Annotated in this window: 22 protein-coding genes; 17 read left to right on the top strand and 5 right to left on the bottom strand. The window is 64.9% G+C overall.

Going from position 1 to position 22,381, the window contains the following annotated elements:
- Nucleotides 1-48: 48 nt before the first annotated feature.
- Nucleotides 49-1,188, bottom strand: a complete 1,140-nt coding sequence (ald, locus tag G513_RS0102030; protein WP_022975163.1) for an alanine dehydrogenase — start codon at nt 1,186-1,188, stop codon at nt 49-51.
- A gap of 96 nt (nt 1,189-1,284) precedes the next feature.
- Between ald and G513_RS0102025 the strand changes: the two genes are divergently transcribed.
- The 11 genes from G513_RS0102025 (at nt 1,285) to G513_RS0101975 (ending at nt 12,143) form a co-directional block, all read left to right on the top strand.
- Nucleotides 1,285-1,641 carry a hypothetical protein gene (locus G513_RS0102025; RefSeq protein ID WP_022975162.1) on the top strand — a complete coding sequence of 119 codons (357 nt, stop codon included), beginning with the start codon at nt 1,285-1,287 and terminating at the stop codon, nt 1,639-1,641.
- 13 nt (nt 1,642-1,654) lie between these two features.
- Nucleotides 1,655-2,602, top strand: a complete 948-nt coding sequence (gene epsC / locus G513_RS0102020) for a serine O-acetyltransferase EpsC (RefSeq protein WP_156891442.1) — start codon at nt 1,655-1,657, stop codon at nt 2,600-2,602.
- 41 nt (nt 2,603-2,643) lie between these two features.
- Nucleotides 2,644-3,015: an SET domain-containing protein gene (locus tag G513_RS0102015; RefSeq protein ID WP_022975160.1), complete on the top strand. Its 372-nt coding sequence runs from the start codon at nt 2,644-2,646 to the stop codon at nt 3,013-3,015.
- A 98-nt stretch (nt 3,016-3,113) separates the two neighbouring features.
- The gene (locus G513_RS0102010; RefSeq protein WP_022975159.1) at nt 3,114-3,617 is read left to right on the top strand and encodes a (2Fe-2S)-binding protein; all 504 of its coding nucleotides are present in this window, start codon (nt 3,114-3,116) and stop codon (nt 3,615-3,617) included.
- Entirely contained in the window at nt 3,614-5,887 is a 2,274-nt protein-coding gene (locus G513_RS0102005) for a xanthine dehydrogenase family protein molybdopterin-binding subunit (protein ID WP_022975158.1), read from the top strand. Before G513_RS0102010 ends, G513_RS0102005 begins: the two co-directional genes overlap by 4 nt.
- Entirely contained in the window at nt 5,884-7,188 is a 1,305-nt protein-coding gene (locus tag G513_RS0102000) for a c-type cytochrome (protein WP_022975157.1), read from the top strand. The genes G513_RS0102005 and G513_RS0102000 overlap by 4 nt, the downstream gene beginning before the upstream one ends.
- Before the next feature lie 265 nt (nt 7,189-7,453).
- On the top strand, nt 7,454-8,950 hold the full coding sequence (locus G513_RS0101995; protein ID WP_022975156.1) for an amidohydrolase family protein: 1,497 nt from the start codon (nt 7,454-7,456) through the stop codon (nt 8,948-8,950).
- A complete protein-coding gene (locus tag G513_RS0101990) occupies nt 8,947-9,708 on the top strand; it encodes an SDR family NAD(P)-dependent oxidoreductase (RefSeq protein WP_022975155.1) in 762 nt (253 codons plus the stop codon). Before G513_RS0101995 ends, G513_RS0101990 begins: the two co-directional genes overlap by 4 nt.
- Nucleotides 9,709-9,728: 20 nt before the next feature.
- Nucleotides 9,729-10,121, top strand: a complete 393-nt coding sequence (locus G513_RS0101985; RefSeq protein WP_022975154.1) for a limonene-1,2-epoxide hydrolase family protein — start codon at nt 9,729-9,731, stop codon at nt 10,119-10,121.
- Nucleotides 10,122-10,203: 82 nt separating this feature from the next.
- The gene (locus G513_RS24610) at nt 10,204-11,496 is read left to right on the top strand and encodes a sensor histidine kinase (protein ID WP_084711296.1); all 1,293 of its coding nucleotides are present in this window, start codon (nt 10,204-10,206) and stop codon (nt 11,494-11,496) included.
- Entirely contained in the window at nt 11,493-12,143 is a 651-nt protein-coding gene (locus G513_RS0101975) for a response regulator (protein ID WP_022975152.1), read from the top strand. The genes G513_RS24610 and G513_RS0101975 overlap by 4 nt, the downstream gene beginning before the upstream one ends.
- A 50-nt stretch (nt 12,144-12,193) precedes the next feature.
- Here the strand turns inward: G513_RS0101975 and G513_RS0101970 are convergent, their stop codons facing one another.
- From G513_RS0101970 to G513_RS20910, 4 genes are all read right to left on the bottom strand, one after another.
- Complete coding sequence (locus G513_RS0101970; protein WP_022975151.1) at nt 12,194-12,847, bottom strand: molybdopterin-dependent oxidoreductase; 654 nt, start codon at nt 12,845-12,847, stop codon at nt 12,194-12,196.
- Between the two features lie 2 nt (nt 12,848-12,849).
- Nucleotides 12,850-13,638 (bottom strand): enoyl-CoA hydratase/isomerase family protein, encoded by a 789-nt coding sequence (locus G513_RS0101965; RefSeq protein WP_022975150.1) that lies wholly within the window; start codon nt 13,636-13,638, stop codon nt 12,850-12,852.
- A gap of 28 nt (nt 13,639-13,666) precedes the next feature.
- Nucleotides 13,667-13,810 (bottom strand): hypothetical protein, encoded by a 144-nt coding sequence (locus G513_RS25920; RefSeq protein WP_022975149.1) that lies wholly within the window; start codon nt 13,808-13,810, stop codon nt 13,667-13,669.
- Between the two features lie 89 nt (nt 13,811-13,899).
- A complete protein-coding gene (locus G513_RS20910) occupies nt 13,900-14,652 on the bottom strand; it encodes an NAD(P)H-dependent oxidoreductase (RefSeq protein ID WP_022975148.1) in 753 nt (250 codons plus the stop codon).
- Between the two features lie 150 nt (nt 14,653-14,802).
- Between G513_RS20910 and G513_RS20905 the strand changes: the two genes are divergently transcribed.
- From G513_RS20905 to G513_RS20900, 6 genes are all read left to right on the top strand, one after another.
- Nucleotides 14,803-16,776, top strand: a complete 1,974-nt coding sequence (locus tag G513_RS20905) for an amidase family protein (protein WP_022975147.1) — start codon at nt 14,803-14,805, stop codon at nt 16,774-16,776.
- Nucleotides 16,777-16,868: 92 nt separating this feature from the next.
- On the top strand, nt 16,869-17,390 hold the full coding sequence (locus G513_RS0101945) for a styrene oxide isomerase (protein ID WP_022975146.1): 522 nt from the start codon (nt 16,869-16,871) through the stop codon (nt 17,388-17,390).
- Nucleotides 17,391-17,571: 181 nt separating this feature from the next.
- Nucleotides 17,572-18,777, top strand: coding sequence for an acyl-CoA dehydrogenase family protein (locus G513_RS0101940; RefSeq protein WP_169560479.1), 1,206 nt, complete (start codon nt 17,572-17,574; stop codon nt 18,775-18,777).
- The gene (locus tag G513_RS0101935) at nt 18,777-19,862 is read left to right on the top strand and encodes an acyl-CoA dehydrogenase family protein (protein ID WP_022975144.1); all 1,086 of its coding nucleotides are present in this window, start codon (nt 18,777-18,779) and stop codon (nt 19,860-19,862) included. The genes G513_RS0101940 and G513_RS0101935 overlap by 1 nt, the downstream gene beginning before the upstream one ends.
- 45 nt (nt 19,863-19,907) lie before the next feature.
- Nucleotides 19,908-20,708, top strand: coding sequence for an enoyl-CoA hydratase/isomerase family protein (locus G513_RS0101930; RefSeq protein ID WP_022975143.1), 801 nt, complete (start codon nt 19,908-19,910; stop codon nt 20,706-20,708).
- Nucleotides 20,709-20,713: 5 nt separating this feature from the next.
- Nucleotides 20,714-22,378: an AMP-binding protein gene (locus tag G513_RS20900; protein WP_022975142.1), complete on the top strand. Its 1,665-nt coding sequence runs from the start codon at nt 20,714-20,716 to the stop codon at nt 22,376-22,378.
- Nucleotides 22,379-22,381: the final 3 nt, after the last annotated feature.

Here is a 22,381-nt window from a genome sequence, read left to right as displayed (position 1 = left end):
TGAAACCTGCCCACCCTACGAGCTGCCCCGCGCGGGTCAGCTACGACTTCAGTGATCGCTCGCCGCCCACCAGGGCTTCAGCGCGTCCTTGGTCGACTGGTACTCGCAGCCCAGCGCTTCGGCCACCGCCTTGTAGGTGACCTGACCCAGATGCACGTTCAGGCCTTCACGCAGATTCGGATCATCGAGCAGCGCGCGCTTGTAGCCCTTGTCGGCCAGTGCCAGCACGAACGGCAGGGTCGCGTTGGTCAGCGCGAACGTCGAGGTGCGCGCCACGCCGCCCGGCATGTTCGCGACGCAGTAATGGACGATGCCTTCCTCGACATAGGTCGGGTTCTGGTGCGTGGTCGCCCGCGAGGTTTCGAAGCAGCCGCCCTGGTCGATCGCGACATCGACGATCACCGTGCCCGGCTTCATTTCTTTCAGCATCGCCCGGGTCACCAGCTTAGGTGCCGCCGCGCCTGGCACCAGCACGGCGCCGATCACCAGGTCCGCCTGGGTGACGGCAGTTTCGAGCGCATCGACGGTCGAATACAGCGTGGTCAGCCGGCCGTCGAACGCGGTATCGAGCCAGGCAAGACGCGGCAGCGAGCGATCGAGGATCGTCACCTTCGCACCCATGCCGACGGCAATGCGCGCCGCGTTGTAGCCGACCACGCCGCCGCCGATCACCACGACATCGCCCGGCGCCACACCGGGCACGCCACCGAGCAGCACGCCGTTGCCGCCCTGCGCCTTTTCCATCGCGTGAGCGCCGGCCTGGATCGACATGCGACCGGCCACTTCGCTCATCGGCGCCAGCAGCGGCAGGCCGCCACGGCCATCGCTGACCGTCTCGTAGGCGATGGCCACACAGCCGGAGGCCACCAGCGCCTTGGTCTGCTCCGGATCGGGCGCCAGATGCAGATAGGTGAACAACACCTGGCCCTCGCGCAGCATCGCGCACTCGGCGGCCTGCGGCTCCTTGACCTTCACCACCATCTCGGCACGGGCAAAGATTTCCGCCGCCGTGTCGACCAGGCTGGCACCGGCTGCGGTGTAAGCGCTGTCGGCAATGCCGATGCCGACACCGGCCGACACCTGCGCGATCACCTCGTGACCATGCGCCTTCAACTCGCGGACGCCGGCCGGGGTCAGGCCGACGCGGTACTCATGAACCTTGATTTCTTTCGGGACGCCAATCAGCATGGGACAACTCCTGTGATGGCCGGCAATGGCTTCAGTCTACGCAGGAAAATTCCCACTGCACCACGCGCCCCGGCTGGCGCCCAGCGCCCCGAATCCATGCGTCGCAATATCCGCCTGTACGTTGCCCTGCTGTTCGCCGTCGCCGGTCTCGGTCTGAGCCTGTATGGCGGCTATCGCCTGCAGACGATGCCGGTCTACAGCGAAAAGGATCTGGAACTGGCGACCGAGCTGAATCTGAGCCTCGATCTCGCCCGCATCCCGCCTGATCGCCAGCCACCGGCCGAAGAGCTGCCGAAGCTGCGCGAAGGCGTGCGTGCCGAAGTGGAAGCTGACATGAATCGCGATAGCAATCTGGCCAAATCCTGGTTGCAGACTGGCCTGGTCCTGCTGGCCATGTCGGTGCTGCAGGTGCTGCTGCAGCGCTGGACCGCCCGTTCGCTGCGCCCGCATTGACCCGATGACGATCATGACCACCAAGCCGGCAGCGCAGTCCCACTGGAATCTCGATGAAGTGGTCGCAGGCCTGCGCGAGCAGCGGGCGCGCTGGCGCGAGGCGCGTCATCGCAGTCTCGATTCCGGCGGCCGCGAATTCCCGGCTCGCGATGTCATGCAGACGATCATGGATCAGCTCTGCGGCGCGCTGTTCCCGATGCGCCTCGGTCCGGCCGAGTTGCGAGCGGAAAGCGAGGACTACTACGTCGGCCACACGCTCGATACCGCGCTCAATGCGCTCTACAACCAGGTGCAACTGGAACTGAGTTACACAGCGCGCCAGCAGGGTCGCGATGTCGCCGAAGTGCCGCAGCAGGCGCGCGACATCACCGACGCATTCGCAGCCTATCTGCCGATTGCACGCGGCCTGCTCGATACCGATGTCGAGGCCGCGTACGAAGGCGATCCGGCCGCGCGCAGCGTCGACGAAGTGCTGCTCTGCTATCCGGGCGTGATGGCGGTGATCTATCACCGTCTCGCCCACAAGCTCTACAGGCTCGAGGCGCCGCTGCTGGCGCGGATCATCGCCGAGCTGTCGCACTCGGCCACCGGCATCGACATCCACCCCGGCGCCCAGATCGGCAGCCGCTTCTTCATCGATCACGGCACCGGCGTGGTGATCGGCGAGACCGCGGTGATCGGCGATCACGTGCGCCTGTATCAGGCCGTCACACTCGGGGCGAAGCGCTTCGCAGCCGCCGAGGACGGCAGCCTGATCAAGGGCCAGCCACGCCATCCGATCGTCGAGGACGATGTGGTGATCTACGCCGGCGCGACGATTCTGGGCCGAGTCACCATCGGCAAGGGTTCGAGCATCGGCGGCAACGTCTGGCTGACCCGCAGCGTGCCACCCGGCAGCAATATCACCCAGGCACAGTCCGAGCAGCACAGCCCCAGCGCGTCACCGCCGCCAGGCTTCTGACGCCTTCCCACCGTTCGAGAAACGCAGACTGAGGAGTCCGCATGTTTCTGGTGCCCACCTATCTCGCGACCAGCCCCATCCACGGCCTCGGCGTGTTCACGCCGGTGGCGATTGCCGCCGGCACCGTGGTCTGGGATCTGAACCCGGACATCGACTGGGCGATCACGCCGGCCGAACTCGAAGCGTTCCCGGAACCGTTCCGCACCCGCATTCGTCATTACAGCTATCTGAATGTCGATGGCGTTTACATGTTCTGCGGCGACAACGGCAAGTTCATGAACCACGACAACGATCCGAACTGTTACGAGGACGACACACGAACGATCGCCGCCCGGGACATCGCCGCCGGCGAGGAACTGAGCTGCGACTACCGCGCCTTCGAGCACGCACCCTGGGTGCACCAGCTGAAGTGAGGCGCTGAGCTGGGCTGACGAAACAGCCCGGCAATTCAATCTCCCCGTGTTGGCCTGATTCAAGCTACGGTAAGCGCAGCCACTGTCAGGAGTCAGCCATGCTTTCGTTACTCGTCAACGATGAATCGCGCGCGGTCGATGTCCCCAGCGACATGCCGCTGCTCTGGGTGCTGCGCGATGTCATCGGGCTGACCGGCACCAAGTTCGGTTGCGGTATCGCCCAATGCGGCGCCTGCACGGTTCATGTCGATGGCCAGCCGATGCGCTCCTGCGTGCTGCCGGTCGGCGCCGTCGGCACCCGCGCCATCACCACCATCGAGGCGATCGGCAAGACCGACAGCGGCCAGAAGATCCAGAAAGCCTGGCTCGATATCGATGTCGTGCAATGCGGCTACTGCCAGTCCGGGCAGATCATGTCGGCCACCGCGCTGCTCAAGCACACCGCGAATCCCAGCGACGCCGATATCGACGCCGCGATGTCCGGCAACATCTGCCGCTGCGGCACGTATCCGCGCATCCGGGCGGCGATCAAGCAGGCGGCGACCGGCAAGCACGAAGTGCCGCAGACGACGCTGACCTCCGCACCGGCGAACGCCTCATGAAGGCCGTCATTGCCGAAACCACGGGCGCTCAGGCGCTGAAGAACCCTGCGCGGCGACGAGTGCTGAAGACCGGCGGTCTGGCGATCGCCTTCGTCTTCGTCGGCGGAGTCGGCAAAGCCGCTGCCGCACTCAATGCCCGGCGCCAGCCCGGCGACGCGGCCGCCGCGCTGGCCGATGGCAACCCGCCGTTCGCCCCCAACGCCTTCATCCGCATCGATGCCGACGGCAGCGTGCGGCTGGTGATGCCGAGCGTCGAAATGGGTCAGGCGATCTATACCGGCTCCAGCATGATGCTGGCCGAGGAACTCGGCGTCGGCATCGACCAGATCAAGGTCGCCCACGCACCGCCCAGCGAAGAGCTGTACTCGATGCCCCTGCTCGGCGGCCAGATCACCGGCGGCTCGACCAGCACCCGCGGCACCTGGCAGGTGCTGCGCGAAGCCGGCGCCGTGGCCCGGACGATGCTGGTCAGCGCGGCGGCCAGCCAGTGGAAAGTCGAGCCTGCGACCTGCACGGTCGAGCGCGGTGTGGTCTATCACCTTGCAAGCGCTCGCCAGCTCAGCTTCGCGGCGCTGGCCGTTGCCGCCGGCAAGCTGCCGATGCCGGACAAGGTGCAGCTCAAGGACCCCAAGGATTTCAAGCTGATCGGCCAGCCGCTGCGCCGTGTCGATTCCGCCGACAAGGTCATCGGTGCAACGCAGTTCGGACTCGATGTCCGCGTGCCGGGCATGAAGGTGGCCACGGTCAAGGCCTGCCCGACGCTCAACGGCAAGCTCCGCTCCGTGGACGACAAAGCGGCACTCGCAATCCCCGGCGTGATCGCCGTGCTGCGCATCGCCGATGCGGTAGCGGTGGTCGGCGAGCACTTCTGGGCCGCGAAGAAAGGCCTCGATGCGCTGAAGATCGAATGGGATCTCGGCAGCAACGCCGAGTTGACCACCCAGAAGCTCCGCGATGCGCTGGCGAAAAGCTCGCTCGACGGTGCATCGCTGATCGCCAAGGAAGTCGGCACCCGCCCGCCCGGCAAGCTCGTTGAAGCCACCTACCAGCTGCCGATGCTGGCGCACGCGACGATGGAGCCGCTGAACACCACGGTGCATGTCACGGCTGACAAGTGCGAGATCTGGGTCGGCACGCAAGTTCCAACGCGTGCAGTCGCTGCAGCCGCTCAGATCACCGGGCTTGCGCCGGAAAAGATCGAGCTGCACAACCAGTACCTCGGTGGTGGTTTCGGACGGCGCCTGGAGACCGATTCCGTCGAGCAGGCGGTGATGTTCGCCAAGCAGGTGCCCTACCCGCTCAAGGTGGTCTGGAGCCGCGAAGAAGACATCCGCCACGACCGCGTGCGGCCGATGTATCACGACCGCATTTCCGCGGTGCTCGGCGATGACGGCCTGCCGCAGTGGCTCGGCGACCGGACCAGCGGCGGCACCGTGCTCGGCCGCTGGGCGCCGGGTGGCATGCGCAAGAACGGCATTGACGCCGATGCCGTCGAATGCCTCGAGGAAACGCCGTACGGCATTCCGAACACCAAGATCGAATGGGTCCGCCACGATATGCCGGAAGGCCTGGTGGTGGGCTGGTGGCGCGGCGTCGGGCCGACCCACAATCTGTTCGTGCTCGAAAGCTTCATCGACGAGCTGGCCGTGGTCGCCAAGCAGAACCCGCTCGACTATCGACGGGCGATGCTGAAGAACAATCCGCGCTCGCTGGCGGTGCTCAATCTCGCGGCCGAAAAGATCGGCTGGGGCGACAAACCGCTGCCGCCGAGAGTCGGCCGTGGCATCGCGCTCGGCGAGCCTTTCGGCAGCCGGGTCTGCGCGATCATCGAAGTCGAAGTGACGCCGCAGGGCGAGGTCAAGCTGCTGCGTGCGGTGCTCGCGCTCGATTGCGGCATAGCCATCAACACCAGTTCGATCGAAGCGCAGATGCAGGGCGGCCTGGTGTTCGGCCTGAGTGCTGCGCTGTTCAACAAGATCACAATCAAGGATGGTGCGATCGAGCAAAGCAACTTCCACGACTACCGCACGCTGCGTATTCACGAGACGCCGCCAATCGAGCTCTATCGCGTCGAAAGCGCAGAGCCGCCCGGTGGCCTCGGTGAAGTCGGCACCGCGATCGCGGCGCCGGCTCTGGCCAATGCGATCTTCGCGGCGACCGGCGTGCGGCTGCATGAGCTGCCGGTCGATCGCGCGCGGCTGGTCGAAGACGCGAAGGCGCTGAAGAAAGTCGTCTCCGCCGAGCAGGCGCAGATCCGGAGCGCGTCATGAAACGTCTGCTGGTGGTTGCCGTGGTCCTGCTGATGGTCGGCGCTGGCGGCTATGTGCTGCTCAACCGCAGCGATTCCGCCGATGGCCAGGCACCGGCGCTGGCCGGCGTCGCGGCCTCGACGGATATCCTGGCGCGTGGCGAATACCTGACCAAGGCCGCCGATTGCATCGCCTGTCACACCGTGCCGGGCAGCGACAAGCCCTACGCCGGTGGCCTTGCCTTCAAGCTGCCGTTCGGCACCATCTACTCGACCAACATCACCGCCGATCCCGAGCACGGCATCGGTGCCTGGACCGACGATCAGTTCGTGCGCGCCGTGCGTGAAGGCATCCGCAACGATGGCCAGCGCATCTATCCGGCCTTCCCCTACACGTCCTACACGCTGCTGAGCCGCGACGACGTGCTGGCGATCAAGGCCTATCTGTTCAGCCTTGCACCGATCGCCCAGGCCGACAAGCCGAACGAACTCGGCTTCCCGTTCAACCAGCGCTGGGCGATGGGTTTCTGGAACGCGGTGTTCTTCAAGAGCCAGCGCTTCGTCGCCGATGACAAGCAATCGCCCGAGTGGAACAGCGGCGCCTACCTGGCCACGGCACTCGGCCATTGCGGCGAATGCCACACGCCGAGAAATCTCGGCTTCGGCCTGAAGCATGGGCAGGCACTGGCCGGCGAATCGCTGCAGGGCTGGCGCGCCTACAACATCACTTCGGACAAGGAACACGGCATCGGCGCCTGGAGCGACAGCGAGCTGGCCAGCTACCTTGCCAGTGGACATGCCGACGGACATGCCTCGGCTGCGGGGCCGATGGGCGAAGTGGTCGAGTACAGCCTGCAGCACCTCGCCAAGCCGGACGTCGCCGCGCTGGTCACCTATCTGCGCAGCGTGCCGGCACAGAAGGGCAAGGACCCGATCACGGTCGATCCGCAGCCTGCGCGGGCGCTGGCATCGAGTGCGCTGTTGCCGGGCCAGCGTGATGGCGATGTCGCATCGTCAGGCGAAAAACTGTTTGCCGGCGCCTGCGCCAGCTGCCATCAGTGGAACGGCAATGGTCAGCAGACCCAGCACGCCGGCTTGCTGGGCAATCGCGGCGTCAACGATGCCGAAGCCCACAACGTCACTCAGATCATCCTGAAAGGGATCGACATGCATGTCGGCGACCAGCACATCTACATGCCCGGCTTCGCCGCCACCTACTCGGATACCGAAATCGCCGAACTGGCGAACTATGTCGTCGCGCAGTTCGGCAACAAGCAGGGCAAGGTCAGCCCGGCGGAGGTTGCCGAGCGGCGCGATCAGTAACAGCCCCTGAAACCGCCTGACGGCTCACCGTCACGACGCCCCCCGAATGAGCCGATACAACCCCTGAGTCGCGTGATACCCGCCGCATCGCCCGCCCAACATGATCCATGTCAGGGCGGGCCATGCGGCCGGGCGCCGGCTTTCGTTCCAGCCGCCGTCGTTCAAGCGACCGATCCAGACCCGTCCAGGTGCATGAGCCGGTAGCGGGGTGTTCGCGCCTCCCGTTTCGCCCATGCCGATCGAACGAACGGAGGGGGAGACGCGCATGTGGCTCGATGAACGGCAGATCAAGGAAATAAGCTCGCTGGACGATGGCAAGACCGGCTGGCCGGTGCCCACGCAGATGATTTCCAACGGCGAATTCCTGCCGATCGCGCAGACCGAACAGCAGAAAAGAGTCGAGCACGAACTCGGGCAACTGGCCACCATTCACAGCCGCAAGCTCGGCGTCAGTCGTCGCGATTTTCTGCGCAGCAGCGTCGGCATGACCGCCGCGTTCGCGGCGATGAACACCGTCTTCGGCAGCTACTTCAACGATGCCAACGCCGCCGCGCTCGATCCGGACGTGGCCAATGCGCTGCGCAAGCGACTGCTCGACCAGACCATCATCGACGTGCAGCTGCACTTCGTCCGCGACGACTACAAGAAGAACATCGTGCTGTCGCTCGGCGAGTACGCCAAGAACTGGAATCCGGTGATGGCGAAGGAAGGCGTCAGCATCGAACGCTACAAGTTCGATCACTTCCTGAAAGAGGTGTTCTTCGATAGCGACACCACCATCGGTTTGGTCAGCGCCGCACCGTCCGAGCAGGGCGACAACGTCATCGTCGGCAATGCCGGGCTGGAGCAGGCACGTCGTCTGGTCAACGAGGCCGCCGGCTCGCGCCGCATGCTCTGCCACAGCGTCATCGCACCTGGCCAGAAAGGCTGGCTCGAAGAGATCGACAAGGCCATCGAGTTGTATAAGCCGGACGGCTGGAAGGGCTACACGCTCGGCGATCCGTTCGAGAACTCGCAGTACCCGTGGCGCATGGATGACGAGAAGCTGATGTATCCGGCCTACGAGAAGATGATGAAGTCCGGCATTCGCACCGTCTGCGTCCACAAGGGCCTGCTGCCGGACGACTACAAGCGGACCATGACCCACTGGCAGAACGCCATGGTCGACGACGTCGGCAAGGCTGCGAAGGACTGGCCGGGCCTGAAGTTCGTCATCTACCACTCGGGCTTCCGCAACTTCCTGTCGAGCCCGGACCCGGTGCTTGCCGAGTTCGACAAGACCGGCCAGATCGACTGGGTAACCCAGCTCGCCGAAGTGCCGGCGAAATTCGGTGTCAGCAATGTCTACGCCGAACTCGGCACCACCTTCGGCAGTTGCGCGGTCACCCACCCGAAGCTGGCCGCAGCGGTGCTCGGCACGCTGATCAAGGGCATGGGTGCGGATCACGTGGTCTGGGGCACGGACTCGGTCTGGTATGGCTCGCCGCAATGGCAGATCGAAGCGTTCCGGCGCATCGAGATTCCGCAGGCGATGCAGAAGGCGCACGGCTTCGCGCCGCTGGGCCCGGCGGATGGCAAGGTGAAGTCGGACATCTTCGCGACCAACGCTGCTGGCGTGTTCAATCTGCACAAGGACATGGCCGCCAAGCAATGGCGCGGCGATCTGCTGGCCCAGGCCAAGGCCGAGTACCTGGCCGCTGGCGGCAAGCCGTCGAACCAGTATTACGGCTTCATTCGCAAATCGAGCGGGCAGAGTTCATGACTGCCGACTTCGCCGGCAAGACCGTGCTGATCACGGGCGCAGCCGCTGGCATCGGCCGCGCCATCGCTTTTGCCGCCGCTCGCGAAGGCGCGCGACTGGTGCTCGGCGATGTCGATGCAGCGGGTCTGGACGAAACGCTGGCATCGGCCGAATTGAAGGGTATTGAAGTCATCTCCGCCTGCTGCGATGTGCGCAGCCAGGACGATCTGGACAGCTTGTTCGCGAAGAGCGCAGCGGGCTTCGGCCATCCGGACGTGGTCTACGCCAACGCCGGCATCCTCGGCCAGCCAGCAGACGTCTGGGCGCAGTCCGAGGCGGACTTCCAGCGCCACATCGACATCAACCTCGTCGGCACCTGGCGCACTTTCAAGGCTGCGCTGCCGAAGATGATCGAGCGCAAGTCCGGCGTCCTCGTCGCAACCGCCTCGGTCGCCGGGCTGGTCGGCGCTTCGGGACTTGCCGCCTATGTCGCCAGCAAGCACGCGATCCTCGGCCTCGTGAAGTCCACCGCGCTGAATGTGGCAAAGCACGGCATCCGCGTGAATGCCCTGTGCCCGCACATGGTCGATACGCCGATGCTGGACCGACTGTTCGGCGGCGATGCCGCGATCCGCGAGGCACTCAAGGCGATGAACCCGATGGGCCGCAACGCCAGCTGCGAAGAAGTGGCCGAGGCCGCGCTGTTCCTTGGCTCCAGCCGCTCGGGCTACATCACCGGCACCCATCTGGCCGTCGACGGCGGCCACATCGCGCAGTAGGCATTTCCAAGGATGAGCACATGAACGACACCAAAGAAGCTTCCGAGAAGCTGGTGCGCCATTTCCTCGGCGCCTGGACCGGCCGCAACCTCGAAACCCTGTGCGGCTGCTTCGCGGACAACGCGGTCTACCACAACGTGCCGGTGGCGCCGATCAAGGGCATCGCCGGCATCCGGCAGATCTTCGTCGCCTTCCTCGACGCGTTCGAACTGGCAAGCCTCGACGTCATCACCCTCGCCGCCGAGCCTGGGCTGGTGATCGCGGAACGCATCGATCACTTCCTGATGCGCAACGGCATCCGTATCGCGCTGCCGGTGACCGGCGTGTTCGAGATCCGCAACGGCAAGATCACCCGCTTCAGCGACTACTTCGATCTCGCCGATTTCGAGCGGCAAAGCGGCATGAAGCTCTAGCTCTGAACATCGTCGAGATCGAGGCCGAAGCGGAACCAGCGCGGAGTATGCTGAATTCTCTCCGCGACGCCGGTGGCTGCCCATGACGAGCTTGTGGTCTGCATCACCCGAAGTGCTGCGGCTTGATCGCGAGCGGCTCTGGGTCGAAGCCGGACAGGACGAAAATCGCCTGCGCCGCGCCGAGAAGGACATCCGCTGGCTGCGCAACATCGGCCTGGTCGGCTGGTTCATCGTGCTGCGCGGCCACGGCTACGCGCTGGGGCTGACACCGGTCTGGGCGGTGTACACGGCTGGCGTCGTCTACGGCATCTGGGCGCATTTCGAAGCCGCGCGCACTCGCAACATCCGCCGCACGGCCGTGATCACCACGTTCAGCGATCCGTTGCTCGCGGGCATGATCTGTCTGGTCACCGGCGGCATCGACTCGATCCTCTACCCGTTCTTCTATTTCACGCAGATGTCGGTGGCGATCCGCTTCGGCGTCTGGGAATCGCTCGGCATCGCCTGCTTCAACTGCTTCGTCACCTTGCTGATCTTCTTCACCGAGCCGCAGTACAGCAGCCTGTACGGCGGCGACGCCGGCCGCGAAACCTACTTGATGCTGACCACCAAGTTCTTCCTGCTTGGCTTCGCGGGATTCATGGGCGCGATCCTCGCCGAGTGGGCACGCGAGCACGCCAGCCTGATCCTCGAACACGCGCGCACGCTGCGTGAATCCGGCGACCGCTACCAGGCCGTGCTGCGCCGCTTCGCACAGGTACAGGAAGAAGAACGGCGCAACATCTCCGGCGAACTGCACGACCGCATGAGCGGCCACCTGTTCGGCTTGAGGCAGGGCATCGAGCAATGCCAGGACGGGCTCGACAACCGCGAAGCGCTGCGGGAAAAACTTGGCGAACTGGAAATCACCGTGCGCGCCTGCACGCACGACGTGCGCTCGATCATGAACGAGCTGCGCCCGACGGTACTCGACGAGCTGGGCTTTTATGAAGCCGCCAGCGAACATCTCGCCCGCCACTCCGAGATTGCCGCCTACCGCCTGAGCTGCCGCATCGATCCCAGACTGCGCGACTGGCGCTCGCGGCAGGACGCGATGCTGTTCCGGCTGCTGCAGGAAGCGCTGCTGAACATCCAGAAACACGCTCATGCAAGCTCTGTCGAAGTAGTGCTCGAACCTCAGGGCGGCGACGAAGTGCTGCTGAGCATCAGCGATGATGGCTTGGGCTTCGATCCCGGCAAGGTCCCGATCGGCCACTACGGCCTGATGACGATGCGCGAACGCGCCGAGGCTGCCGGCGGACGTTTGAGTGTCGAGGCTGGCAACGGGCGTCGTGGTACTCGCATCGAAGTGCGTCTGCCGAGAACCGAATCGTGAACGGCCAGACCCATGTCTTCCTGATCGACGATCACCACGTGCTGCGCCAGGCCATCGCCCGCATGCTCGATCAGGAAACCGACATCACCGTGGTGGGACAGGCGGGCGACGCACAGAGCGGCATCGCCATGATGGAGACGCTGCTGCCCTATCCGGAGATCATCGTCATCGACCTCAAGATGCCCGGCCAGAGCGGCATGAGCGCGATCGCCGAAATCATGGCCGCGCATCCGGAAACCCGGATCATCGTCTTCACGATGTACGACAACCCCGGTTATGTCTGGAGCACGATGAACGCCGGCGCGCGTGGCTATCTGCTCAAGAGCGCCTCCGGCAACGACCTGCTGCGCGCCGTGCGCTCGGTGGCCCACGGCGGCGCCTACCTGCAAGCCGAGATCACCATGCCGCTGCTCAAGCGCCTGGTGCAGGACGCCCGCACCGCCGACGATCGCGGCGCACTTTCAGTCCGCGAGATGCACATCCTCGAAGCCCTGGCCGACGGCCTGAGCAACAAGATGATCGCCAAGACGCTGTCGATCACCGAGGAGACGGTGAAGTCCCATCTCAAGAAGATCTACGAAAAGCTGGGCGCAGCGGACCGGGCGCATGCAGTGGCGATCGCCTTGCGGCAACAGCTGATCGGCTGAATTCAGCGAGCCTGCTTGCGCCGATGTGCTGCCAGCGCTTTGGCGAATACTTAGACGTTGAGCGGAATAATCAGGCGATACAGATAGCGCAGGATCTGCCCTGGAAACAGCCGTCCGCGCTCCTCGAAGGCGACGCGCGCCCGCGGATGATCCATGAACGTGGGATACGGAAGCGGAAAGCGGTAGGCGCGGCGATCGCGCCAGAATTCGATCGCGACCAGATGCTTGACGTTCTTGTAGCCGTAATGCGCCGGCGCAATCAAACGCAGCGGCGCGCCGTGCTCGAGCCCATGTCCGACACTGTGGCCATCGAGACGGTCGGCCAGCATCACGTCATCTCGCAGCAAATCTTCCAGCGGCAGGCAGCTGCAGTAACCATCCTCACCCCGTAGGACCACGAACTCGGCTTGTGCCAGGGGGCGAGCCTCGGCCACGACGATCTGCCGATAGAAATCGGCGAAGCGCCAGCCGCTCCAGCGCGCCCCGATGATCGACCAGGTGGTGACACAGTGGAAATCGCTCTGCTGCTCGATCCTCGGCAAGGCCTGCAGCAGCGCCTCGACGTTCAGCTTGCGCTCGACATCGCCGCCGACCTGTAAGCGAATGCGGTCCGGTTCGGCGGGAAACCGCCGCGCGAACTTGCCGAGACCGAAGCGCGGGAACTGCGGGCGCTCGATCTGGCCGGGTGGCAGCGGTATCGACATGTCTAGCGGCCGGTGAAGCGCGGCTTGCGCTTCTCGTTGAACGCGACCAGACCTTCGCGCGCGTCCTCGGTGGATGCAACGCGTGACAGCGCCTGCGCTTCCATTTCCAGCTGCGTTTCCAGCGGCTGGTCCTGCACCGACAACAGCAGGCGGCGCACTTCGCCGTAAGCCTTGGTCGGCCCTGCCGCGAATTTCAGTGCGATCGCCTCGGCCTTGGCCAGCAACTGCTCGGCAGGCACCACTTCATCGACCAGACCCGCCGCAAGCGCGGCCTGCGCATCGAGCGTCTGATTTCGCAGCAGGAAATTGCGGGCGCGGGCGAGGCCCATGCGGCGCGAGAACATCACCGTGGCGCTGGCGTCGGTGCTGTAGCCGATGCCGGTGTAAGCGGCGACCCAGCGCGCATTGTCTGCACTGACCACGACATCGCAACCCGCGGCAAAGGCCGCCGATCCACCGGCGCAGACGCCCTGCACGGCGACCACCATCGGCGCATCCATCCGCTGCAGGCGGGCGATGGCGCTATGAATCGTCGCGGTCATCCGCTTGATCTCGGCCGGCAGCTGGTCGCCCTGGCTGACGAAGTGCGCGATGTCACCGCCGAAGCCGAAGTTCTTGCCTTCGGCCGTGACCAGCACCACCCGTACATCGTTGCGGCAGGACAGTTCGATGGCGCGGTCGCACATCTCGTCACAGAGCCGGCGGTTGATCGGGTTGCCGTGCTCGGGATCGGTGAAGCGCAGGCGCGCGATGCCGTTCTCGACGGTCAGTGCGGTAGCAGTCGTGGACATGGTTTGGGGAGTGGTGGTGGAGTGAAGATCAGGCGACGGCGACAGTTCTGATGCGGCCGGCACTGAGCAGCAAAAGATGCCGCCCCGCGAAGACGAAACCAAGCCCGACCAGCACACTGATCGCTGCGGCCGGCTGAGTCTGATCGTAGCCCGCACCATCGCGATAGAGCACGACGGCCGATGCGCTTAGATACCCAGATGATAGCCGCCGATGACCTATCCTCGCCGCTCGTTATCGTTGTTCTGGGTGCTGCTTGCGACTCAGCGCCTGCGAGCTTCGCAAGGCTGATGCGCGTAGGTTCTCGGCTCGATACCGGCCTTGAGCTTCCAGTCTTCGCCGAACTCCTCGACGGCGTGCAGCGGCTGGACCGGCACCTGATCGAGATGCTTCAGACGCTCGCCGAGTGCTGCCAGGTAGTCGGCGCGAGCCTGATCGTCCTCGTAACGTACCGACCAGGTCACGAACGGCTCCAGCACCTCGAAACCGACATAGGCCAGGGTGCCGTACTGCAGATGCCAGAGGATGGCATCGAGATGGCCCATCACCCCGCCCTCGGCGACCATGCCCGGGAAGCAGCCGGTGGTCGTCGACACCATCGCCCGCTTGCCGCGCATGCCGCCCTTGTTGAAACGGCCGAACTGGCCGTACATCAGGCCGTTGGCGAACACCCGGTCGAACCAGCCCTTCATGATCGCCGGCACCGAATACCACCAGAGCGGGAACTGCAGGATCAGCAAGTCACACCACTGGACCTTGGCGATCTCGACAGCGATGTCATCGCTGAAGCTGCCGCTTGCCACCGCGGCCTTCTGCTCGCGGTCGTACTGCAGATGGCCTTCGAAGCGACGAGCCTTGAAGTCGGCCTCCGATGCGACCGGATTGAAACCCATCGCATAGAGATCCGAGACCTGCACCTCGTGACCCTCCGCCTCCAGCGTCTCGACCGCCGTGCGCAGCAGCGCACCGTTGAATGAAGTGGGTTGCGAGTGGGCGTAGACGATCAGGACTTTCATGCGTGGCTGGCGAGTTCAGGAAACGATGTTCGGTGGACTCGCAGATTAGCGCCGGAGCGATCCGCAGTCTGCGACATCACGCACCGGGCGTAGGGTCCCAGGGACGATTTCTCGTCTAACTGGACATCCCCACTCGCCGGATCGTCCCCCATGCGCCCACGCCATCCGCTGTCGATCACCTCCGTCTGCTGGCTGATCGTTACCGCAGCCATCACGCCTGCTGCTGCATGGGCAGAGTTCGCGGTCGAAGAAGCGACGATCGAACAGATCCACGCGGCCTACCTCAGCGGCAAGACCACGGCGCACGAGGTGACCGCGGCCTACCTCGCGCGCATCGAGGCCTACGATCAGCAGGGGCCGATGCTGAACGCCATCATCACCGTCAACCAGCAGGCGCTGGCGCAGGCCGATGCGCTCGATGCCAGGCTCAAGGCGACCGGCAAGCTCAGCGGCCCGCTGCACGGCATTCCCTTCGTCGCCAAGGACAACATCGACACCGGCGATCTGCCGACCTCGGGCGGCTCGGCTTCGCTGGCGGACTTTCAGCCGCAACGCGATGGCACCTCGATCGAACGCATTCGCAAGGCCGGCGGCATCCTGATCGCCAAGGCCTCGCTCGCGGAGTTCGCCAACGGTGGCTTCGACAGCATCAATTCGCGCTCGCCTGGCTACGTCCGCAACCCCTACAACACCGCCTATGCCTCGGGTGGATCATCCGGCGGCACCGGTGTGGCGATGGCGGCCAATTTCGCGGTGGTCGGCCTGGGTACCGACACCGGAATTTCGGTGCGGGCACCGGCGTCGATCAACAGCGTGGTCGGCTTGCGGGTTTCGCATGGCCTGGTGAGCCTCGATGGCGTGATGCCGCTCAATGTCTTCTGGGATACGGTCGGGCCGATGGCACGCACGGTGCGCGATACGGCTGCCTTGCTGGAGGCGATCGCCGGCCCCGATGCGCGGGATCCGATCAGCCAGAAAAGCAAGGGCCATGTTCCCAAGAGCTATACCGCCGGGCTCAAGCCGGGATCGCTTAAAGGCAAGCGGCTCGGTGTGCTGCGGCAGATCGTGCCGGCCGACAACTCCGATCCAAGAGTCGTTGCGCTCATGGATCAGGCCATCGCCGATCTCAGAAAGGCCGGCGCGGAAATCATCGATCCCTTCGCGATCCCGGAGCTGCCGGAACTGACCAAGGACTGGAAAGGCTTCACCCGTCTGCGCGATGACTTCGATGGCTATCTGGCAAAGCATCCGACCGCGCCCTACAAATCGTTCAAGGACATCGTCGCCTCGAAGAAGTACCTGGCGCCGCGCTTCGAGACGGCGTTCACCAACCAGGCCAACTACGAATATCCAGCCGACAAGGACCCGACCACGCCTGCGAAGCAGCAGCGCAGTGAAGAGATACGCCAGCTGTTCCTGAAAGCCTTCGATGGGGCGAAGCTGGACGCCATCATCTATCCGCAGTTCAATTTCCCGCCGAAGAAGAACGGCGACACCTACACGCCGCTAGGCCGCGATCAGAACATGTACTCGTCGATTACCGGCTTTCCGGCGCTCGTGGTGCCGATGGGCTTCGTCGATCCCGGCCTGCCGATGGGCATGCAGTTCTTCGGCCGGCCTTGGAGCGAAGCCACCCTGTTCGAGATCGGCTATGGCTTCGAACAGGCCACGCATCATCGCGTGCCGCCACCGACCACGCCGCCGCTGAAGGACAGCTTCGCCTCGACGTTCATCGGTACCTGGAAGCTGGTCGCGATCGCCGATCGTGATCCCAGGACCGGCGTGGAAACACCGGCTGAGCGCGCCGCCGCCGATGGCCAGCTCGTCTATGCAGCCAATGGCCGCCTGTCGGTGCAGATTGTCCGCACCGGTCGCGAGCAACTGCCCGCAGGTACTGCCGATGGTTTCAGCAGCTACTTCGGTCGCTGGGAGTTGCTGCCGGCAGAAGGCTGCATGGTCCATCACCAGGACGGCAATCTGAATCAAGCCCGCATCGGTGAAGCGGCCAAGCGCTACTACAGCTTCGATGCGCGGGGCCATCTGTCGCTGGCGACGCCGCCGAGCAAGCGCGCGGATGGCAAGGAGGCATCGTCCGTGTTCATCTGGGAAAGAATTCCCGGATGATCCGAGTGGGGGCAGCGGGTTGGTCCGCACATACGGGGGACGAAGCTTGGGCTAGATTCATCGGCACGCTCCCTCCAAAGACCGGCCCAGGCATGAACGCCAAATCAGTGATCGACGACGCAGCCAGCATGAGCGAGCGCATGCGCACCCTGCTGTTCCTGAACGGGGTGGGCCTGCTGGTGCTGGCGATCCTGATCGGCTGGGTCTGGTTCTTCACGCTGCTCGGCAAGATCGTGCTCTGGCCCTTGCCGATCGACATCACCATCTCGGTGCCCGATGACGGCCGCGCCTGGCGCATGGCCCACATGGAAGGCATCACGCACGGCCTGATCCTGATGGCCTTCGGCGCCGGCGGACGCTTCCTGCGCCTGCGTGCGCGACAGTTCACCTGGTTCTTCTGGTCGGCCGTGGTGACCGCCTGGCTGTTCACGGTGCCGGCGATCTTCAATGCCTTGTTCGGCACCCGAGGCCTGTCTTTCGGCGGCGCGCCGTTCAAGGGCGGTCTCGCCAACGACATCATCTATCTGTTCGGCTGGCCGCCGGTGATCGGCGTGCACATCATGCTCGGGCTGGGTCTGCTCGGCGTCTGGCGTCATCTGCGCACGACTGCCTAGAGACCCAACGCACTAAGCCCTCCCCCGAATGGGACGCAGCCAGCACTGGATTGCGTGATTCCCCGCCTCGTCGCCGAGCCGAACAATGGCTCAGGCTCGCAAGGGGAGGCATGGGGTGTTCGGAGATTCGGCAGACAGACGGCACAGGGAAGCGGCGGGCTTCGAACCGGAGCGCGGCGCGGTGCAACGCGCCGCAGTTATGGCGGGCTTCGATGCCGCGAAGTTTCGTGCCGAAGTGCGCGGATTCTGCCGCGATCAGGTTTCGGCCGACATCCACGAGCAGATCGGCAAGCATCAGTACTTCTCGCGCGAGCAGCGCATCCGCTGGCAGCGTCTGCTGCAGGCTCAGGGCTGGTTCGTCGGGCACTGGCCGAAGGCACACGGTGGCCAGGGCTGGGGGCAGCTGCAGCGCTTCATCTTCATCGAAGAACTGGAGCGCGCCGGCACGCCGTGGCTGACTCATTTCGGCACCTCCTTCCTCGGCCCGGTACTTTGCGCGTTCGGCAACGATGCCCAGCGCGCACGCTTTCTGGGGCCGATCCGCGACTCCACGGAATGGTGGTGCCAGGGCTTCTCAGAACCGGGCTCGGGTTCCGATCTCGCGTCGCTGAAGCTGCGCGCGGATCGCGGCGAGACGCACTATCGCGTCACCGGTCAGAAGACCTGGACGACGATGGCGCAATGGGCGGACTGGATTTTCTGCCTGGTCCGCACGCAAGCCGGCGGCCGGCCACAGCAAGGCATCTCCTTCCTGCTGATCGATCTGAGAAGCCCCGGCGTGACGGTGCGCCCGATCGAAACCTTCGACGGTGGTCAGCACGTCAACGAGGTGTTCTTCGACGACGTCGAAGTACCGCTCGCCAACCTCGTCGGCCAGGAAGGCGAAGGCTGGGCGATCGCCAAGTTCATCGTCAGCCGGGAGCGCCTGCTGGTCACCGAGATCGGCAAGGCCTTTCATCTGCTGGGCGAGCTGCATTCACTCGCGGCGACGATGAGCGCAGGCACGCAAAGCTTGAGCGATACAGCCGCGTTCCGCCGCCGCGCCGCTGATCTGGAAGTGCAGTACCGCACGCTGCGCGCGACGGCCTACGCAGCAGTGATCGAAGCCGAGGCCGGACGAGAACATGCCATCGACGCGTCGCTGCTGAAGATTCGCGGCTCGGAACTGCAGCAGGCGATCCACGATGCGATCACCGATCTGCTCGCCCGCAGCGGCCTCGCGTTCCAGACCGAGGGCATCAGCGCTGACATCAGCGGCTATCGGCACGGCGATCTTCGCCTGCCCGGCCTGCTGCACGAGCATCTGCATAGCCGCGCCGCGAGCATCTACGGCGGCAGCAATGAGATTCAGCGCGGCATCATCGCCAAGACGGAGCTGCGCGTCTGATGGACGCCGAATCGCAAGCACTGTTCGCGGAGATGCTGGACCGTTACAACCGCGACCACTACGACGCAAGCCAGTGGTCCGAATACGGACTGTCGCCACAAGGCTATGCGCCAGCGCAGTGGTCAGAGATGCAGACGATGGGCTGGTTCGAGTTGCTGCGTCCGGACGACGGCCGGGCAGCCGCACCGCTTGCCGACCTGCTGCCGCTATACGCCTCTGCCGGCGAGGCTTTGTGGCGCGAACCGATCGGCAACGTGCTCGCCGAGCCTGTTGCGGCGATTGCAGCGATGGACGACAGCGAGCGCCGACGCGAACTGCAGGCAGGCCTGATCTCCGGCGAATGGCCGCTGGCCTACGCGCACCGCGAACCGGGCGATGGCTGGTCCGATGCCATCGTGACGACGGCGACGAAGACCGCGGCCGGCTACACGCTCGATGGCCGAAAGACGATGGTCATCGGCGATGCCGCCTGTGCTGCGTTCCTCGTCTCGGCCATCGATCTGGAGACGCAGGCTCCCGCGCTGTTTCTCGTCGAAGCTCGTGCGCAGGGCTTGGGCGCACAGCGCTACCGGACCCTCGACGATCTCGTCGCCGCCGATCTGAGCTTCAGCCACACGCCAGCGGAAAGGCTTTGCAGCGGCTCCCCCGCGATTCAGCGAGCAAACGCACGCGGCGCAATTCTCGCCGCCGCTGAATCGCTCGGGATCATGCGTGGCGCCAATCGCGACAGCACCGAATACCTGCGCGAGCGCAAGCAGTTCGGCCAGGCCCTGCTCGGCTTTCAGGCGCTGCAGCACCGGCTGGTGGAGATGCACATGCGCCAGCACGAATGCGAGGCCCTGGTCGCATCGGTGGCCGAGGCTTTCGACGACCAGGCACCCGATCTCGATCGGCAGTTGCTGGTGCTGCGCGTGCAGGTGTCACGCGCGCTGCGCCACACCACCCGTGAGGCGGTCCAGCTGCACGGCGGCATGGGCGTGACCCAGGCGCTGCGCATCGGCCGCTACTACAAGCGCGCGCTGATGCTCGACAGCCTTCACGGCACGGCCGACTGGGCGCTGGAAGCCCTCAGTGAATTTCATTAACGGCCCCACCCGACTCCATTACCCCCGCACGACGACGAGAAAGACATGCGCATCGAAGACAAGACCTACACCACGATCAAGTTCAGCCGCCAGGGCCGCATCCTGACCGCAAGCATCAACCGGCCGGAAGCGATGAACGCCGTCAACGGCGAACTGCACGAGGAACTGTCGCGGCTGTTCTATGACCTGGCTGACGATTCCGACTCCGACGTGCTGGTGCTGACCGGCGAAGGCAAGGCCTTCTGTGCCGGCGGTGATCTGGTCTGGCTGCAAGGGGCGATCGACGATCCGGCGGTGTTCCTCAACACTGCTGGCGAAGCCAAGCGCATCCTGTTCGGCCAGCTCGATCTGGAGAAACCGATCATCTGCCGCCTCAACGGCGCAGCCGCCGGACTCGGCGCTTCGATCGCGCTGTTCTGCGACATGATCATCGCCAGCAGCAATGCCTCGATCGGCGATCCCCACGTCTCGGTCGGCTTCGTTGCCGGCGATGGTGGCGCGATCATCTGGCCGCAGCTGGTCGGCTATGCGCGCGCCAAGGAATATCTGCTGACCGGCAAAATGGCCAAGGCGGTAGAAGCGGAACGCATCGGCCTGATCAACAAGGTGGTGCCGCCGGAACAGCTCGACGAAGCGGTCTACGGCCTGGCCCAGGAACTCGCGGAAGGCGCGACCAAGGCGATCCGCTGGACGAAAGTTGTCACCAATATTCCGCTCAAGACCATCGCCCATTCCCTGTTCGACATGGGCCTGGCTTACGAGAACCTGTCGAACCTGACCGCGGATCATCAGGAAGGGCTGAACGCGTTCCGCGAGCGGCGCAAGCCGGTCTTCACCGGCAAGTAGCCGCCGTGGACAATCTCGACTGGGAGCGTCTTGGTCATCAGCGGGTACCCATCGCTGCGGGCCTTCGCGCGGCCGCGACCACGCTGGCTGAGCTTGCACACACAGCGGCCCGCGAAACACCTGACGCCATCGCCTTCATCGACGGCCTGCGCACGCTGAGCTTCGCGGCGATCTTCGACGAAGCGCAAAGCCTTGCCGCTTCGCTGTGGAAGCTCGGTCTGCGTTCGGGCGATGTACTGAGCTTCCAGTTGCCCAACTGGTCCGAGACTGCGGTGATCAATCTCGCGGCCTGTCTCGGAGGCTATGTCTGCAATCCGATCGTGCCGATCTATCGCGATGCCGAGCTGACCGCGATCCTCGCCGACTGCCGCAGTCGCGCGTTCTTCGTGCCTGGCGTATGGCGAGGCATCGACTACGGCGCGATGGCCCAGCGGCTTGCCGCAAAGCTGCCGTCGCTGGCCTTGGTCATCAGCGTTCGCAGCGACGGCCGCTATCGGTACGACGAGCTGATCGCGGCCGGCGCGAAGCAGCGCGTCGAGTTGCCGCAAGTTTCGCCCGATGCCGTGAAGCTGATCATGTACACCTCGGGCACCACCGGCCCCGCGAAAGGCGTGCTGCACAGCCATTGCAGCCTGCCGGTGGCTGTGATCTCGGCCGTCCGGCAATGGGGTTTGCGGCGTGGCGATGCACTGCTGATGCCTTCGCCGGTGACCCACGCGACCGGCTACACGGTCGGCCTGGAACTGCCGTTCACGCTGGGCCTGACCACAGTGCTGATGGAACGCTGGAACGCCGAGGAAGCGATTGATCTGATCGAGCAGCACCACATCGCTGCGGCGGTCGGTGCCACGCCGTTCCTGCAGGAGTTGCTCGAAGCGATGGACGCCCCCAGCCGCACGACGGGCCGCGGAATCCTGCCGCTGAAAGTGTTCGTCTGCGGTGGCGCAGCCGTGCCTTCCGAGCTGATCGTTCGCGCCGGCAAACGCTTCGCCGGCTATGCCTGCCGAGGCTATGGTTCGACTGAATCGCCGTTCATCACCTTCGGGCGCAAGCCGGGAGATTCCGAAGCCATCGGCGCGCGTACCGATGGGCGTCTGAACTGCTACGACGTTCGTATCGTCGACTCTCAGGACCATGAAGTCGTACCGGGCACCGAAGGCGAAATCCTGGTCCGCGGCGAAGGGCTTTTCCTCGGTTATTCCAATCCGGCGGCAACACTCGAAGCGTTCACTGGCGACGGCTACTTCCGCACCGGCGACATTGGCTTCCGTGCCGTGGACGACACGCTGACCATCACCGGTCGCAAGAAGGATCTGATCATCCGCGGCGGCGAGAACATCTCCGCGAAGGAGATCGAGGACGTGCTGCACCAGCATCCGCTGATCGCCGAGGCCGCGGTGGTGTCGGCGCCGAGCGCGCGACTGGGCGAGAGCATCGCTGCCTATCTGCGTACTCGCGATGGTGCGCAGCTTTCCGCTGAAGAACTGGCCACGCACGTTCTGAGCGCCGGCCTCGCGCGACAGAAATGCCCGGAGCACGTGCGCGTGCTCGACGAGCTGCCGCGCACTGCCGCCGGGAAGATACGCAAGGACGTGCTGCGCGGAATGATTCGCGCCGAGCTGGCGGCGAGTGCCGCGCTCCGCGACGGCGCTCCGGAGACTGCACCTTGAGCG

Source organism: Nevskia ramosa DSM 11499, assembly GCF_000420645.1.
GTDB lineage: Bacteria > Pseudomonadota > Gammaproteobacteria > Nevskiales > Nevskiaceae > Nevskia > Nevskia ramosa.
Note: the sequence above shows the minus strand (reverse complement) of the source record. Positions and strands in the feature narration are given on the sequence as shown.

Excerpts from the sequence above, each read along its gene's own strand:
- G513_RS24610 (WP_084711296.1), top strand. The coding sequence starts at position 10,204 with ATGACGAGCTTGTGGTCTGCATCACCCGAAGTGCTGCGGCTTGATCGC.
- epsC (WP_156891442.1), top strand. The coding sequence starts at position 1,655 with ATGACCACCAAGCCGGCAGCGCAGTCCCACTGGAATCTCGATGAAGTG.
- ald (WP_022975163.1), bottom strand. The coding sequence starts at position 1,188 with ATGCTGATTGGCGTCCCGAAAGAAATCAAGGTTCATGAGTACCGCGTC.
- G513_RS0102015 (WP_022975160.1), top strand. The coding sequence starts at position 2,644 with ATGTTTCTGGTGCCCACCTATCTCGCGACCAGCCCCATCCACGGCCTC.
- G513_RS20910 (WP_022975148.1), bottom strand. The coding sequence starts at position 14,652 with ATGAAAGTCCTGATCGTCTACGCCCACTCGCAACCCACTTCATTCAAC.
- G513_RS0102025 (WP_022975162.1), top strand. The coding sequence starts at position 1,285 with ATGCGTCGCAATATCCGCCTGTACGTTGCCCTGCTGTTCGCCGTCGCC.
- G513_RS0101965 (WP_022975150.1), bottom strand. The coding sequence starts at position 13,638 with ATGTCCACGACTGCTACCGCACTGACCGTCGAGAACGGCATCGCGCGC.
- G513_RS0102000 (WP_022975157.1), top strand. The coding sequence starts at position 5,884 with ATGAAACGTCTGCTGGTGGTTGCCGTGGTCCTGCTGATGGTCGGCGCT.
- G513_RS0101945 (WP_022975146.1), top strand. The coding sequence starts at position 16,869 with ATGAACGCCAAATCAGTGATCGACGACGCAGCCAGCATGAGCGAGCGC.
- G513_RS0102010 (WP_022975159.1), top strand. The coding sequence starts at position 3,114 with ATGCTTTCGTTACTCGTCAACGATGAATCGCGCGCGGTCGATGTCCCC.
- G513_RS0101935 (WP_022975144.1), top strand. The coding sequence starts at position 18,777 with ATGGACGCCGAATCGCAAGCACTGTTCGCGGAGATGCTGGACCGTTAC.
- G513_RS0101990 (WP_022975155.1), top strand. The coding sequence starts at position 8,947 with ATGACTGCCGACTTCGCCGGCAAGACCGTGCTGATCACGGGCGCAGCC.
- G513_RS0101930 (WP_022975143.1), top strand. The coding sequence starts at position 19,908 with ATGCGCATCGAAGACAAGACCTACACCACGATCAAGTTCAGCCGCCAG.
- G513_RS0101970 (WP_022975151.1), bottom strand. The coding sequence starts at position 12,847 with ATGTCGATACCGCTGCCACCCGGCCAGATCGAGCGCCCGCAGTTCCCG.
- G513_RS0101995 (WP_022975156.1), top strand. The coding sequence starts at position 7,454 with ATGTGGCTCGATGAACGGCAGATCAAGGAAATAAGCTCGCTGGACGAT.
- G513_RS20905 (WP_022975147.1), top strand. The coding sequence starts at position 14,803 with ATGCGCCCACGCCATCCGCTGTCGATCACCTCCGTCTGCTGGCTGATC.
- G513_RS0102005 (WP_022975158.1), top strand. The coding sequence starts at position 3,614 with ATGAAGGCCGTCATTGCCGAAACCACGGGCGCTCAGGCGCTGAAGAAC.
- G513_RS0101985 (WP_022975154.1), top strand. The coding sequence starts at position 9,729 with ATGAACGACACCAAAGAAGCTTCCGAGAAGCTGGTGCGCCATTTCCTC.